Below are 14,068 nucleotides of genomic sequence, written 5' to 3'. Positions count from 1 at the left end.
TTGCGCGGTTTTGTTTTCGATTCACAAAATCGTTTCGATTCGATTCCGCTAATCAATTGTGATCACTTGATTTCGGCCATGGCGAGGGCGGTTTTCCAACTCCCAAATGTTCGGCGGATCGCCATCGCTTTGTCTCGATTTTCGAGACACACTTCGGTGTAGATCAATGACCTCACCGGCGGCTTGGCGGTTGCGGAGCCACAGGATCATCGTCTCGCGGTCGAAATTGTCCGGCCGACGGCGGGAGACGTTGGCAAGGTTGATGCCGGCGGCGGTCAGGGCGGCTCGCCAGCTGCCGTAGTGACGGAGCGCGGCTTCGTAGAGCGGGCGATCGCGGGATCGGGTGACCATCAACATCGGCAGGTCGCGAACGTCGGGGTGATCGCTGCTGAGAGATTTGCCCGCATCGTGTCTTTGCCGGATCATGTGGAGAATCTCTTTTTTGGTATAGAAGCGACTCTCCGGTTCCAGGTCCGCGGCGATGACGGCTTCGTTCCACGTTCCAAAGTGCGTTCGCGCCGCATGGAAATCGCTCCCGAGACGCCATGAGGCAGCAGCAGCCACCACGGAATGATGTTTCGATTCCAAGCGTTGACGATTACGTCGACGTCTTGATCGAGGAGGTCGCCCTTCACTATTTCGATTTTGCCCAAGAGTGAGTTACCTCGGAAAATTGATGACGCCGCCCGCCGCAAATCACCAGTCACGAAAACGAGTGGAGGTTTGGGGAAGCCAGGAAAATGGTTCTTGTCGCAGTTCTCCGTCTAGGAGTACGCGGAAAACGTTGACCACTTTTTTCCGATAGCACTCTGGGACTTCATAACCTTGAGGTCAAATAGTACAGAGACAAGAGAGACCTTTGGCCGAGATCGGCCCAGAGACCGTTTCGCCGGCGGCCGGATAGTACTTTTCCAGAGACACTCGGAGAGATCTCTGCAGATCGGTCGTTGACGTAAGTCCTTACCAGACAAGCGGTAAAACACGAAAAAAGCCGGCGTCAGTCCATGGGACCGACGTCGGCTTGTTCGATAACCCGACGGTCGGAGTAAACCGAAGGGTCTCATTCAAGTTGAGCAAACCACACCTCCCTCAAACCAACTCTTTCCCACTCTACTGAGGGGTGCGCGATTGTGCGAGTATAGGCGGGGCCAGTATCGGGACGTTTTTGTTCCCTCTTGAGTAGTATCGCGTTTTTGTCGTCTTTTGCAGGGTCTATCGTCGCTGCCAAGCAAATAGTCAGTTGACTTTTGTAGCACGTATGCAACAATTCAAGCGTGGCCGATGAGCTGCGGTTTTCTGCCCGATTTGCAAATCAGCCCCTCCATATAACCCGGACGTGTCGCCATGCCCCTTCCCGAAATAGTTGCCCGCATCCAAGAACGAAAACGAGAGCTCGATATCTCTGTTTCGGATCTTGCGCGCCGCAGCGGCGTTTCGCGGGCCACGGTCATTCGGATTCTCGGCGGTGAGGACCACGAATTCTCGTTCGCAAATTTGCAGGCCATTCTGCTCGCCTTGGGTATCTCACTCGATCTAACAGAGATTCCCGCCGAGCAATTCCGAGATCAGATTGCCACTGCAAAAGCCAAACGTTTGATTGCACTTACGCAGGGCAATGTGGCTCTCGAGTCTCAAGCTGTCTCTCGGGCGTCCACTCAATCGCATCTCGAAGAAGCGAAAACTCGTATTGCATCGTCCAGTCGAAAACTGTGGGCCTCATGAACATGGGTCGTGGCACGGGCACGGGGCTTGGTTCTAGCGGGAAAGATGACGATACGCCGTTTGATGGATCGGGCCTCAAGCTCAAGACGATCAAGACCCGGCGCGAGCTCAACGAGGTCGAGTTTGCTTCGATCCTTCACGTGACAGAGAAATACCTGCTCTCGAAACCATCCCGGAAGATCGCTCCGTTCAATTTCGATTGGCTTCTCGGACTCCACCGTGAAATGCTTGGTTCGATCTGGAGCTGGGCAGGAGAGATCCGATCGACTGAAAAGAACATCGGAGTGAACCCCAACATCATCGCTGCGGAACTCGGGGTGATTGCGATGGAGGCCGACAAGCGACATAACGAAACGGGCGCACTTGTGATCGCAACCGCTGCTGAGTTTCATCACCGCGCGGTTTGGGTTCATCCCTTTGAAGATGGGAATGGTCGATGGGCTCGACTAATGGCGAATGTGTGGCTTATGCAACATGACCAGCCAGCAACACTCTGGCCCGCCAATGATTTGCGAAACACAGAGAGTCCGATTCGCGATGAATACATTGCAGCCATCAAAGCAGCTGACTCGCTAAACTATGGACCGCTGATTGACCTGCACCAGAGGTTTAGCGAGTGACACCACAACCCTAAGGAGCCAAAGAATAACGATGCCCAGTTTCACTCCCACTCAAGGTCGCTACCTATCGTTCATACTGGCCTACACCGAGGGATTCGATCTGCCGCCCGCCGAATCAGAAATCGCGGGCGCGTTGAAAGTCTCACCACCATCAGTCAACCAAATGATGAAAATGCTGGAGAAGAAAGGCCTAATCCAGCGGCAAGCTGGTGTTGCGCGTTCGATCGAGATCCTGATCGATCGGAGTGAGATTCCCAAGTGGACGGGAAAGCGAATAACGCGCACCGTCACTGGTTGGGTTTCAACGAATACTCCCATGAAAAAAACGGAGCTTGTCCAGCAATCGAGATCAGGTCAAACGGTCTATCAGTTCAAGATATCTCTCCGCGGTATCAAGCCGCCAATCTGGAGACGCATTGAAACCCTAGACGTCACACTCGCCAAGTTTCATGAAGCCATCCAAACTGCGATGGGCTGGACCAATTCTCATCTACACGCATTCGAGGTTGGCCGAGTCCGCTACACCGATCCGAGAATGCTGGACGATGTGTTTCCCGACCCATCCGAGAAGTCGTACGGAAAGATGAAGATCAGTGACCTAATCAAGAAACACGGGCCGAAGCTGAGACTCATCTATTTGTACGATTTCGGCGACGGATGGGAGCACAGTGTATTGCTCGAGAAAACGACAACTCGCCAACCGGCAATACCCTATCCACGCTGCCTTTCCGGAAAACGAAATTGTCCACCCGAGGATGTTGGTGGGATCTACGGTTACGAACACTTCCTCGACGCGATTGGTAATCCCGAACACGAGGAGCACGACGACTTCATGGAATGGGCTGGCGAATTCGACGCCGAGGCGTTCGATCTCGATGAGACCAACGAAGCGATGCGTGTTGGGCTCCCATCGTGGTGACACCAACTTTCAACTCGAAGCATCCACACTCGATCAATCAATGTCTCTGCGACCCTCGGCTTAAGTGGTCACGCCGTCTCTGCGACTTTCGTTTGACACGATAGAAGACGGGCTTTGTGAAGCAAATCAAATAACCCAGCCCAGCCGCCGGTTTGAGAAGGGGGCAACTAGTCCGAAAAAACAGTCTCTAAGCCATTACCCGGGTTAAGTAGCGACTATGCAAAAACGCCGTTTTTTACCGTTCCAAATGCGTCTGGAACGGCTTTTGCTTGACGCCAAAGTTCGTGAGATTGGCGGAATGAGCAACCCGGACTTGGATCCAACCGCTCTGGAGATCCGGTCGATGTTCGCGGTATTGCTGTAAGTGATTGCCAGGAAACATGTTACGGCAGGGCCAGTTTCGAGAGGGTGCTCTGAAATCAAATAAGCCAGCCTTCGCCGGGGCGTTGGACCTGGGAAAGTGAGCTGTGTTCGGGTTATGAAGTAGAGATACTCGGCCCACCAACGCCGATCGTGCGAACCCGACTGAATGAACGCCGGTCAATTCGGTTGCGACTGGTGTGTAGGTAGGGAAGTGGCGACGCCCATTGAATTCGCTACGCTATTCGAATTGGAGAATTAATCATGGCAACACTCTCGTTGCGCATGCGTGATGACCTGAAGGCAAAGGCTCAGCAACTTGCCAGCCAACAGGGCGTATCGCTCAATAGCTATATTAACGCAACGCTCGCGGCGACTGTCGCACAGGCCGAAACTCTTGCGATGATGGGAGACCGATTGAGCAACGTCGATCGCGAAAAACTTCACGCGCGGGTTATGAATTTCATGTCCAAAACTCAAACCGGACCGGAACCAAGTCCGGAGGAGATCGAGCGAGCGATTGGAAAACGATAACGCAATGCAATCCATCACTTCCGAGCAGCTTGCAATCTTGCTTCACAAATCTCAGACGGAGACACGCCAAGACCAAAAGCTCTACCTGGAGAGCTTAGGAGGCAACGGTTCCGCGCGAGAACTGGATCTTACGCTCTCGGTTGCTCGCCATGACTCATCAGCCTTGGCTGAAAGCGAACGCTTGACCCAACGATGGAATGCTGAGCGTTTTCCAGACACACTCGCGGTAGATCGGAGTGTCTCTCAAGCAGTGAACTTCTTTCTGGCCTCGCTGATTTCGGGAGATTTTGGTCCAGATGACAGTCGCGACGGACGCAGTTCAGCTTTTCTGAAAGATCCCAACATCGTAGCCAGAACCACCGGGATTTTCATTGAGCGACTCCGAACAAACCATCAAGGCGAAGTCATGAATCACGATGAAGCCGAGGCCCATGCGATCGATTACCTTCGAGATTATCTCTGGTAATTGACATCGTACCGACTGCCAACGGCGACAAACCTTTCTATGGATAATGTTCTTCGCAGCCGCGTTCTTCTCCATCGATGGAAGCTTGCCGTAGCTCGAGCTCATGAAGAGCTTCATAGTCGCCAGCGATGTAGGCGAGGAGCGGATCGGTGTACGGGTGCCATTGCTGATCGGCATCGGCTTCCTGCTTCTGCTTTCGTTCATTTCGCCTTCGCGATTGCTCGGCCTCCGTTCGCTCACGCTGAGATAGATAGGCTGGATCAAGCTTAATGCCCAGCATTTTTAATTCGGCCGCGGCACACCGCCAATCAACAGCGAAATGCACGCAGTAACCTCGAAGAATATTTTTGCCAGAATAGCTTGCCATCCAAGTCTTCGCCGAAGCAAGACGAGCAGGTCGCTGCATCCGTTTTACTTTTGGCCGCAATGGCTTCTTTTTCCTTCCCACGGCCCTATTCCTTCCACCCACCGAAGGCGGCGAAGCAACTGTTTTTGTGCAGCAGTTCGACGTGGGCGAATCCAACGCGGCGAAGCAGGTCGATCTGATACGTCACCGGTCGTGGCGAATCTTCGCGGTCGATGTATTCAAAGACTTTTTGGCGGTACTCGACGCCGCCGAGTCCCTCGAGGTAATCGCCGTAGCGCGACCACATCAATTCGTGGACGGGCGCGGTTTCTTGAACGACCAGATCGGTGATCCAGAACGATCCGCCGGGACGCAACACCGAGATGATCTTTTCAAAGGCGGCTCGCCAATCCTCGTCGTCACGCAAGTGATGCAGCACGGCGGCGGCGAGCACGACGTCGTAGCTTTCCTTTGGTAGCTCGGCATCGCGGAGATCCGAACGCCAAGTCGTGACCGCCTCGATACCGGCCTCGTTCACCCGCTGCTTGGCCCGCGCGAGCATCGTGGCGCTTAGGTCGAGCAAGTCGCTGGCAAACAGTTTTCCGTAGACTTGCCGAAGCTTCAACGTGTTGTTGCCGGCTCCACAACCAATGTCCAACACCCGCTCGATGTTCGGTGTCAGCCGCACCGCAGCCTCGGTGATCAATTGCATTGAAAGGGGAGCGTCGATCGTTGCGGACTGGCCGGTTTCCAAGTTGCTGAAACGCTCGACGTCGCCATCGAAACGCGCGGTAATAACGTCCGTGCTCGACTTCGCTGAAAAGTCTTTCACCTTGTACCTGAGTTCCGCGGATCGCTCGCGGCGTAACGTTAGCTCATCGGATTCTAATCGTCCGAGCTGACGAAGCTGCTCCATTTCTTCTTCCGTGCAAGGACGGTCGAAGCTTTCTTCAGGCTTGAAATCGCCACGTTCCAGCCGTGCAATTTCTTCCGCGTCGGTGATCTCCGTGTCCTCATGGAAATTCAGAAAATGATTGCGACTCATCTCCAGCGGCGTTCGATACTCTGAATTCCCTGGCGGAATGGTCCCACAACCGATCTGCTTGCGACGAGGGTCGCAGTCGTGGGGGCTAAAGTGATACGACCCGTCCGGCCGGAAGCACCAATGATCACCCTGGTGGCCAACGACACCTTGGCAGCGATCATTACAGAGAATCTCCTCCTGGCATTGGACGCCCCACACCCGCTTCAGCCACCTCCCCTTACCGTCGGAATAAAGCGTCACCTCTGGTTGTGAAGCATCATAGGTATCATCGTCCATCATTCAGCTCCTGCTGGTTGCCAATACAAACCGTTGCCAATACGAACCCGATCCTACAACAATGGTTCGCCAGGCTCGACCGGCCTAGCGGTTCGTCGTTTTGGTAGAAAGCCTGCTGCACCACGATCATTGTGAGGAAAACCAAATGGCATGGCGACCCGAGCGACTTTTTCAAACCGACGGACTTGGCCACTTAATGGATCGCTCGGCAATGCGGCCGTGGTTGAGAAAAAGACAAGTTTATCGAGGCCGCCATTTCCGCAGTCGCAATCATCGTCACCTATAACGTTCGCGATTTCGCACATAGGGATCTCGTCAAGCATGGATGGGACGTGATGACGCCGCTTGAATTCACAACACTTTACGACTTGGAGAATTGATGATGGCAACGCTTTCCTTGCGAATGCGAGATGACCTGAAAGCAAAGGCCCAAGAGTTGGCCAGCAAACAGGGCGTTTCGTTAAACAGCTACATCAACGCAACGCTTGCAGCCACGATCGCTCAGAGCGAGACGCTCGCGATGATGGGCGACCGGCTAGCCAATGTCGATCGTGAACAGTTGCATGCACGAGTGCTGAAGTTCATGTCCAAGACTCAAAGCGGAATCGAGCCGACTCCAGCCGAGATCGAGCGAGCCATCTCGGGGCAGTAACGAAGTATTCTATCTGATCAATCAGAATGCTCCGACACCCCAAATCTCCGCCCGGTCCTAAGACCGAGTGCAGGCCCAACAAAGAACCACGCCAGTTCGTTCATCCAGGTGTCAGAAAAGCGCAGTTCACCAGGACTACGCACTAATCAATCTTGCGATAGCTCCAGCCGTATGGAAGCGGATCGCCTCCATTGACGCTCAGCTTAGATTTGTAACGCACCTTCTCTCCGTCCAGCGAAAAGACACCATGAAAACTGATCTTGTCTCCGTTCCCGGTGGTGCTGGTTCCATCGACGGTTGTGCCGTCAGGGGTTACCGAGATCTCGTTGACACTACCATCTGATTGGAATTGCCACCATCTTCCTTGTTGGCCCTCTGGGTTCGCCACAAATATCACCACAGTTCCAAATGCTGCCTGATCTTCGTTGATCGTGGCCCCTGTCAGAATCAAACACTTCCCAGCGAGAATCCATTTAACGACTGTGTTTCCGTGAAAAGTCTTTTTGGTAGGTAAGACTCCTTCGATAAATCGCTTTCCAACAAGATGTGCAGCAATGGAGCATGATCCGGGAATTTCTGCCGGTGGATCAGCTTCAATCCAAGAAGTGTCTGCTTCCTCTTTCGAACGTTTCCAGGTTTCTTTCTCCGCGGGTTTCCCATTCAGTAACTTGTCATTTTCGGCAGGTTCAACGGTCAACTCGTCTTCGTTGTGCCAAACAACTTTGGCTGCCCCGTTCGAATCCAGAACATCGCCTGCATTGGATCGAAAGTTCTTCAAGCTGTCTTCGGTTTCATTAACCCTGTCAACGTCGTACGAGACGACGAACACCTCTCCCTGATCGGAAAAACTCCACCCTGTTTGACGCTGGGATACAGGATCGACACCAACAATCGTCAACGAATTGGGTCCTCCTTCTGTCCATTCATGTCGCAACAGAAATTTGTGGCCAACTGCCCAGCAGTAGGTGTGAACCTGAGCGGGACCGTTCTCAGTTTGCAGGTGCCATGACCCGCCAACGACACGGTTTCCATAAAGCCGAAGTTGATGGTAGGGATCCAACTGTTCTGAGTTCGCGTTCGCAGTGAAAAGAGACAAGGCGAATGCGGCCAATAGAGATACTCGAATCATTGATTGCTCCAATCAGAAAAGTGTTGTGTTGCACCCAAAACTGGCCTGAGCAGCGAAAACCATTCGCCTCAGGTCAAACGAATTAAGACGCGAGCAGAAAGTGGCCTCCACGAAACAAGGAACCGTCTCCAACGACACCGACGGCATTGTTTTTCCATTGCCGGCGCCAGTTGAAGGTCGATTCTCTATGTCTGGTGCGAGACAACAAGTCCGATCCCATCAAGAATTTCCGCTTTTCACAAAGACAATCGTGGCCCGCTCTGGAAGGGGGATGCATGGCACCTTATTATATCGCGACGCCCGTTAAGAAAGTGGCTCGAACCAAATGAGAACCCTGGGTGTGACATCATGCCACGCCGCTTCGAGCCCCTGGATTACGCGTCGCGAGCCAACCATTTCGCTGGAGAACAAATATGACGAGAATCCATATGGCGACGTTTCATCACATTAAAGTAGTCCTTGCTATTCTTCTGTTTAGTTTGGCAACTTCGCCTATTGCGGTCGGTCAATCAAACAATGGAACGACCGTAAATCGTGAAAATTGGGAGTCCAACCAAAAGAAACTGCGGTGGGCAATGCGGCACATGCGGGAACTTTTTCCGACGCAAGCTGTAAGGCCGGGCGATGCGAAGGTTTGGACGCTTCCCGAATCGCTGATCGACGAGTCGTCGTTTCAGTTTCATACCAAAGCAAACGAGGCGATGAGCCTCGGGCAGTCACTTCAGCATCTCGAGGCTGACGCATTCATTGTGTTGCACGATGGCAAAATCGTCGTTGAGCGGTACTTTGAAGGAATGCGGTCGGACACACCGCACTTCCTAGCCTCGATCAATAAGTCGATCGTCGCATCCGTAGTTTCGAGTCTCATTGATGAAGGAACGCTTAAGGAGAATGCACAAATTGACAGTGATGGTTACGTACCCGAGCTTGCGTTATCAGCCTATGCCGGTGCAACCGTTCGACAAATACTCGACATGCTCAGCGCAGTTGATTACACCTATGTTGATGACGACGCTGTTGGTCGTGAAGCCTCTCTGGCGGCGCATTCAAGGTCGATTCAACCAGATGCGAAACACCTTGGTGGCCCCATTGGCGTGCGAGAATTTCTGCTAACCCTAAAACCTTGGCAGGGCCATAAGCATGGTGGCGATATGCTCTACAAGGAAAGCGATCCTGCTGTCTTGGTTTGGGCAGCAGAGAAGGTCACTGGAAAGCGTTTCGCTGAAATTGCCAGCGAACGCATGTGGCAAAAGATTGGTGCAGAACACCCGATGGAGGTTGTGTGCGATCCTAGAGGTCGTTGGACCTATCACATATCAGTCACCGCTCGCGATTTAGCAAGGTGGGGACAGATGTTGCTCAATGACGGCAAAGCCCGTGAAGAGCAAGTGGTCCCCAAACGATTCATTGAAGACATTCGCCACAGCGGCAATGTGCAGCAACTTCAGGAATCTCCATTGACTGGCGAGCTTTTCCCAGAGGGTGTTGGGTACCGCAGCTTCTTTTATCGCGACACAAAAGGCAAAGACGCGATTGCCGCTGTGGGCGCTTACGGACAGATGGTGTACGTCAGTCCGGAAGCCAAGACCGTGATCGTTTTGTTCTCCTCGACCAAATCCTGGCTTGAGCGAGAGAATGCCGGGATGAGCTTCGAAAAGATCTTCGAACAAGACGTTGAGATGGAGAAATTCCGCTGGAACTTGTGCCGGGCACTTTGTGAGTTCTTCGCTGCAGCCAAGTAGCGTAAAAAATAGCATGTGTTCGGCTGGATGTATCTGCCGAGCGAGCTAGGCATTTTGCAGATGAGTCACTGACAGTTTGACCAGTTTTTTTGCCGGACTACGACAATTCCGATCATATTACTACACTTTACGGTCCAATGACAGGCAACACCGTTGCAACGGAAGAAGGCAATCGCAGAGTCGCTCAATAATCAAAGTGAAAGACTCTGCCATTTGTTGTTCCAACGACGATTCTATCTTGGCCATCCATGAATCTCACGCGTCGCACGGGATGTTCGATTCGGAAAGTACCGATTTCTTGCCCATTTTCATGATCAATAAACGTGATTTCACCACTGGGAGAAGCTGCGACTAGGCATTCGTCACCTGGTGATATATCCAACGACATTGCTGTCACGCTTGGCGCCACGACATCAGAAATACTCTCGTTAGCTCCATCCCTCCAGATCTTGATCTTGTTGAGATCAAGATATGCGATGAATTTCCCATCGGATGAAAAACAAGCATCAAGCGTTGCCCTGTTTCCAAAGGAAAAATCCAGGGCTGTTTCCTTTGCCCCATCAAGATTCCATAACGTGGCATCTAGTTTCTTGCTCTCCAAATCGCTCCAGACGCACCCTCCGACGAAAAGACGTTCTCCTTCTGGAGAAAAGACGCAACATTGAGAAACACTCGGGGATATGGAGCGAGTTTTATCCGTTTTCAGATTCCAAAGAAACGTATTGCCCATTGTCGACACTAAGAGCTCGTCCTTCGATCGACAAGAAAATTCCAACGTCCAGCAAAACCCATCGATCGCACGCTCTTCGACAAGCACGTTCTCATGAATATCCCACACCTGAACGCAATCACTGGAGGGATTTGCATCGCCGTCAAGCTGTTCGTTACGACACCCCATTGCAACTCTTCTTCCATCATCACTAAGTGAAATGGCAGTGATGTGATTGATCGTTCCCGTAGGTGAAACGAACCAGGTTTTCCCGGAAACAACATCAAAAATCTGGACGCTTTGGTGGCTTACAGGGAAAGCAACAAGGGAGTTTGCAGTGTCCAGCGGCGCATACCACCACCCATCTGAATCGAGCGATTGAGAGATCTTTTTTCCAAGATCAAAAACATTAATTGCTGACCAGTCAACACACCTTAATTGCCCATCAACAAGCTGGAAGCTCGCGGGAGCATCGCGGAAGTCTCCGCAGCTAAACTTTGCAACTAGTTCAAAGGTTTTTCCATCGAAAACTTTCAATGGAGATCCATCCCCATGCGAAATAGCTAAGTACTTGCCTTCATCGATGTATGTACCACCTCCTGATCGCTGCCAATTGACTCGTTGACGTCGAACAGGTGCATCTTTTTCGATGTCCCAAATCTCAGTTCCTGAATTACCACAAATGAGGAGACTGTTGTCACAGGGAGAAGCACACAGGTTCCTGATTCTACCGTTTTGTGGAATCGTACAAGTCTTGGAAAAATCATCTGTTCTGAAGACGTGTACATCACCAAAATCCTCCCAGGCGAATGCAGCCAAGTATTTTTTGTCTCTTGTAAAACAAACACCTCCATATCTCTGTACTTCCACCCCTGCATTGGTCGACGCTTTCACAGCCATTTCCGTGTCGGCAGAAACCATTACCAAATCTCCATCGCCTTCAAGTACAGCGATTTGTCTTTGCAATAGGTCAATATCCGCAGACTTGATCGGTGATGGGGAGGAAAGAGTGCCCACATGTTTCGTTGTGATCTGCCCTCCCTCTCGCAAAATGTCGAAGAGGTGCAACTCACCGGTATCGTCTGACAAAGTGCAGGGAAGCAACATTTTGGAACCATCACTTGAAATCTTTATTTGATTGACTTCTTTAACCGTAGCCGATTCCCGCTTAGTAAAATCGGCTAGATCAATGGTTTTCTCCACAGAGCCCATAGATAGGCCAACCACATCACCTTCATTCCAAAACACCTCAAATTCACCGAGTGGGTCAAACGAAAAGGCATTCATCTTGCCTTCGTGCAAAAGCTCGCGGTCTCCAAGCTGTTCCTGGCAACGTTTAGTTAGAAAACGCCAAGCGATTGACCTCGAATCGCCAATTGGTGGTTGAAACGTGTCTAACAGTGTTTGTGCTTTTGTCGCATTTCCGCTGTTAAAAGCATCGAATGCCAGGGCAATTGTTCGTGTGTTCCCGAGATCTCGTAATGATTCATTCGCTTGTCTAGCGTCTTCTTTTAGCTTCTCCGCTCTTTGCTTAGCAATAATTGCAATTTGTTTCTCGCTATTTGCATGCAGCAATGCGGCGCCTATTGCCGCGATACCCATGATAAGTAGTCCGAATACGGCCATTCCCGTAAGCACCGGGACTCGGTGACGTTGTATGGTTTTCCTGAGCAGATAAGTGGTTGACGGCGGACACGCACTGACGGGTTCATTGCCGAGAAATCGTTCGATATCCTGCGCCAACTCTCGGGCACTGTCGTAGCGCCGGTTTCGTTCTTTCTCCAAAGATTTCATCACGATCCAATCCAATTCACCGCTTACCAATTTGTTGAGCGAGATTGGATCTGCTGCACGTGCTGCTGCTATCTTTACAGTTTGTTCGCCTAGCGTGCTCAGCCTACGGGATGGCTTGGGAGGCTCTTCCTCGCAAATCAGTCGTTGAAGCTCGGCGTAGGCCGTTTGCCGTAGGCGAGCTGGATCGAGTGGGGTTGTTCCCGTCAGCAGTTCGTAAAGCAGAACACCTAGTGAATAGATGTCGCTACGCGTATCAATATCAAGTCCGCTCATCTCGGCCTGTTCAGGGCTCATGTACTGAACCGTACCGACCATTTGGCCATAGGCGGTGAAGAGCGTTTTCTGTGTCAGCGGCTGCGAAATCGCTTTTGACACGCCAAAATCGATTACTTTCGGCACCGGTTGACCGTCGTGCAGCGTCACCAACACATTCGATGGCTTGATGTCCCGATGAATAACGCCTTTCTGATGAGCGTGTTGGATGGCGTTGCATATGGATTGAAAGAGCTTCAACCGAACTTGCGTCGAAAGCTTGTTCTCATCGCAGAACGTGGTCAGGGGCACACCTTTGACCAATTCCATCACGAAGTAAGGGTGCCCCGATTCGGTTTCGCCACCGTCATGGACCTTGGCGATATTGGGATGGTCCATCATCGCTAAGGCCTGACTCTCGGCTTCGAAGCGGGCGACGACTTCCTTGGTATCCATCCCCGGTTTAATGATCTTGAGGGCAACCTTCCGTCGGACCGGTCGCATTTGCTCCGCCATATAGACAACGCCGAACCCACCTTCACCGATTTGCTGAAGGATTTTGAACGGGCCGATCATCTGGCCTATGTGTGAGTCCGCTGGCGGATCGAGTTTCGTATCAGGTAGTTCGAAAAGACTGTCCTTGTCGCGATGCGCATTCAGCAACGCTTCAACCTGACGGAAAAGTTCTGGATTCTCCCGACAAGCTCCCTTGAGGAACGCATCCCATTCTTCCGGAGGATGATTTTCGATGGCTTCGAGAAACAGTTGTTTGGCTTGTTCGGTCGATTCCGTCATGGTCCTCTCTCCGCGAAATTGGGCGTTCGATTAACAATGCGAGATTATGGAGCCGTTTGTCTCAAAATTCCGAAAAAACTCGTCGTCTAAGATCCTTCTTCAGCGATCTTGGTTTTCAGCCAAGCCCGAGCGAACGACCATTGTCGGTATGCAGTTGCCCGAGACATTCCCATCAATTGGGCGGCTTCGTTGACGGAAAAACCGGCAAAGACACATAGCTTCACCAACTCTGCCGCCTCCTCGTCCTGTACTGAAAGCAGATCGAGTGCGTCATTGAGTGCTACAATCTCGTCGGGTTTGTCTCTTGCCAGCAGGTGATGATCCGCAAATTCAATCCGTTCTAACTTCCCCCCATGCTTTTCCGCTTTTCGGCGTCTCGCTCGCTCCACCAGAATCCGGCGCATGGACTCGGCGGCAGCCGAGAAGAAATGTCCGCGGCCATCCCACTGCTGAGCTGACGTTTGATCAACCATTCGAAGGTACGCCTCGTGCACCAGCGCCGTAGCTTGCAGTGTTTGCCCGGGCTGTTCGTTCGCCAGCTTAGCGGCAGCCAGTTTACGGAGTTCGCCATAAACCAGCGGCAACAACTGCTCAGCCGCGAGGGGATCACCTTGTTCAATCGCGGAGAGTATCTGCGTAACTTCGGTCATGACCGGAACCTTCATCGATGCGTGCGAGGACAATGATTGTACACATATCGTTATCTG

General features: G+C 52.0%; 14 protein-coding genes. 8 read left to right on the top strand and 6 right to left on the bottom strand.

What is annotated here, in order from left to right; translation table 11 throughout:
• Positions 1–48: 48 nt before the first annotated feature.
• Positions 49–588, bottom strand: coding sequence for a hypothetical protein (locus Poly41_RS11240; RefSeq protein WP_231615589.1), 540 nt, complete (start codon positions 586–588; stop codon positions 49–51).
• Between the two features lie 756 nt (positions 589–1,344).
• On the opposite strand from Poly41_RS11240, the gene Poly41_RS11230 reads away from it, so the two are divergent.
• The 6 genes from Poly41_RS11230 (at position 1,345) to Poly41_RS11210 (ending at position 4,621) form a co-directional block, all read left to right on the top strand.
• Complete coding sequence (locus Poly41_RS11230) at positions 1,345–1,722, top strand: helix-turn-helix domain-containing protein (RefSeq protein ID WP_146526267.1); 378 nt, start codon at positions 1,345–1,347, stop codon at positions 1,720–1,722.
• Positions 1,719–2,342: a mobile mystery protein B gene (locus tag Poly41_RS11225; RefSeq protein WP_146526266.1), complete on the top strand. Its 624-nt coding sequence runs from the start codon at positions 1,719–1,721 to the stop codon at positions 2,340–2,342. The genes Poly41_RS11230 and Poly41_RS11225 overlap by 4 nt, the downstream gene beginning before the upstream one ends.
• A gap of 31 nt (positions 2,343–2,373) precedes the next feature.
• Positions 2,374–3,261 carry an IS1096 element passenger TnpR family protein gene (locus tag Poly41_RS11220; RefSeq protein ID WP_146526265.1) on the top strand — a complete coding sequence of 296 codons (888 nt, stop codon included), beginning with the start codon at positions 2,374–2,376 and terminating at the stop codon, positions 3,259–3,261.
• A gap of 217 nt (positions 3,262–3,478) precedes the next feature.
• The gene (locus Poly41_RS33990) at positions 3,479–3,625 is read left to right on the top strand and encodes a hypothetical protein (RefSeq protein WP_197231221.1); all 147 of its coding nucleotides are present in this window, start codon (positions 3,479–3,481) and stop codon (positions 3,623–3,625) included.
• Positions 3,626–3,885: 260 nt separating this feature from the next.
• Complete coding sequence (locus Poly41_RS11215; protein WP_146526264.1) at positions 3,886–4,155, top strand: toxin-antitoxin system HicB family antitoxin; 270 nt, start codon at positions 3,886–3,888, stop codon at positions 4,153–4,155.
• 4 nt (positions 4,156–4,159) lie between these two features.
• Positions 4,160–4,621 carry a hypothetical protein gene (locus Poly41_RS11210; RefSeq protein WP_146526263.1) on the top strand — a complete coding sequence of 154 codons (462 nt, stop codon included), beginning with the start codon at positions 4,160–4,162 and terminating at the stop codon, positions 4,619–4,621.
• 37 nt (positions 4,622–4,658) lie between these two features.
• Here the strand turns inward: Poly41_RS11210 and Poly41_RS11205 are convergent, their stop codons facing one another.
• Both Poly41_RS11205 and Poly41_RS34855 read right to left on the bottom strand, forming a co-directional pair.
• Positions 4,659–5,027 (bottom strand): hypothetical protein, encoded by a 369-nt coding sequence (locus Poly41_RS11205; protein ID WP_231615588.1) that lies wholly within the window; start codon positions 5,025–5,027, stop codon positions 4,659–4,661.
• A 46-nt stretch (positions 5,028–5,073) separates the two neighbouring features.
• Positions 5,074–6,291 (bottom strand): class I SAM-dependent methyltransferase, encoded by a 1,218-nt coding sequence (locus tag Poly41_RS34855; protein ID WP_231615587.1) that lies wholly within the window; start codon positions 6,289–6,291, stop codon positions 5,074–5,076.
• A 376-nt stretch (positions 6,292–6,667) separates the two neighbouring features.
• Between Poly41_RS34855 and Poly41_RS11195 the strand changes: the two genes are divergently transcribed.
• Positions 6,668–6,940: a toxin-antitoxin system HicB family antitoxin gene (locus tag Poly41_RS11195; protein ID WP_146526261.1), complete on the top strand. Its 273-nt coding sequence runs from the start codon at positions 6,668–6,670 to the stop codon at positions 6,938–6,940.
• 142 nt (positions 6,941–7,082) lie between these two features.
• On the opposite strand, the gene Poly41_RS11190 is transcribed toward Poly41_RS11195, so the two are convergent.
• Entirely contained in the window at positions 7,083–8,069 is a 987-nt protein-coding gene (locus tag Poly41_RS11190; protein ID WP_146526260.1) for a hypothetical protein, read from the bottom strand.
• A 413-nt stretch (positions 8,070–8,482) separates the two neighbouring features.
• Here Poly41_RS11190 and Poly41_RS11185 point away from each other — a divergent pair, with 413 nt between their 5' ends.
• Positions 8,483–9,811 (top strand): serine hydrolase domain-containing protein, encoded by a 1,329-nt coding sequence (locus tag Poly41_RS11185; protein WP_146526259.1) that lies wholly within the window; start codon positions 8,483–8,485, stop codon positions 9,809–9,811.
• A gap of 184 nt (positions 9,812–9,995) precedes the next feature.
• Here Poly41_RS11185 and Poly41_RS11180 read toward each other — a convergent pair whose 3' ends face one another.
• Complete coding sequence (locus tag Poly41_RS11180; RefSeq protein WP_146526258.1) at positions 9,996–13,361, bottom strand: WD40 repeat domain-containing serine/threonine protein kinase; 3,366 nt, start codon at positions 13,359–13,361, stop codon at positions 9,996–9,998.
• Positions 13,362–13,447: 86 nt separating this feature from the next.
• Positions 13,448–14,011 carry an ECF-type sigma factor gene (locus tag Poly41_RS11175; protein WP_146526257.1) on the bottom strand — a complete coding sequence of 188 codons (564 nt, stop codon included), beginning with the start codon at positions 14,009–14,011 and terminating at the stop codon, positions 13,448–13,450.
• Positions 14,012–14,068 lie beyond the last annotated feature (57 nt).

Origin of the sequence: Novipirellula artificiosorum (assembly GCF_007860135.1) — a bacterium.
Lineage (GTDB): Bacteria > Planctomycetota > Planctomycetia > Pirellulales > Pirellulaceae > Novipirellula_A > Novipirellula_A artificiosorum.
The sequence above is the reverse complement of the archived record's forward strand: the minus strand, read 5'-3'. Positions and strand labels throughout refer to the sequence as shown.

What these genes read in the sequence shown, in the direction of transcription:
- Poly41_RS33990 (WP_197231221.1), top strand. Translation starts at nt 3,479, where the DNA reads ATGCAAAAACGCCGTTTTTTACCGTTCCAAATGCGTCTGGAACGGCTT.
- Poly41_RS11220 (WP_146526265.1), top strand. Translation starts at nt 2,374, where the DNA reads ATGCCCAGTTTCACTCCCACTCAAGGTCGCTACCTATCGTTCATACTG.
- Poly41_RS11190 (WP_146526260.1), bottom strand. Translation starts at nt 8,069, where the DNA reads ATGATTCGAGTATCTCTATTGGCCGCATTCGCCTTGTCTCTTTTCACT.
- Poly41_RS11215 (WP_146526264.1), top strand. Translation starts at nt 3,886, where the DNA reads ATGGCAACACTCTCGTTGCGCATGCGTGATGACCTGAAGGCAAAGGCT.
- Poly41_RS11210 (WP_146526263.1), top strand. Translation starts at nt 4,160, where the DNA reads ATGCAATCCATCACTTCCGAGCAGCTTGCAATCTTGCTTCACAAATCT.
- Poly41_RS11185 (WP_146526259.1), top strand. Translation starts at nt 8,483, where the DNA reads ATGACGAGAATCCATATGGCGACGTTTCATCACATTAAAGTAGTCCTT.
- Poly41_RS34855 (WP_231615587.1), bottom strand. Translation starts at nt 6,291, where the DNA reads ATGATGGACGATGATACCTATGATGCTTCACAACCAGAGGTGACGCTT.
- Poly41_RS11205 (WP_231615588.1), bottom strand. Translation starts at nt 5,027, where the DNA reads ATGCAGCGACCTGCTCGTCTTGCTTCGGCGAAGACTTGGATGGCAAGC.
- Poly41_RS11180 (WP_146526258.1), bottom strand. Translation starts at nt 13,361, where the DNA reads ATGACGGAATCGACCGAACAAGCCAAACAACTGTTTCTCGAAGCCATC.
- Poly41_RS11230 (WP_146526267.1), top strand. Translation starts at nt 1,345, where the DNA reads ATGCCCCTTCCCGAAATAGTTGCCCGCATCCAAGAACGAAAACGAGAG.
- Poly41_RS11175 (WP_146526257.1), bottom strand. Translation starts at nt 14,011, where the DNA reads ATGACCGAAGTTACGCAGATACTCTCCGCGATTGAACAAGGTGATCCC.
- Poly41_RS11195 (WP_146526261.1), top strand. Translation starts at nt 6,668, where the DNA reads ATGATGGCAACGCTTTCCTTGCGAATGCGAGATGACCTGAAAGCAAAG.
- Poly41_RS11225 (WP_146526266.1), top strand. Translation starts at nt 1,719, where the DNA reads ATGAACATGGGTCGTGGCACGGGCACGGGGCTTGGTTCTAGCGGGAAA.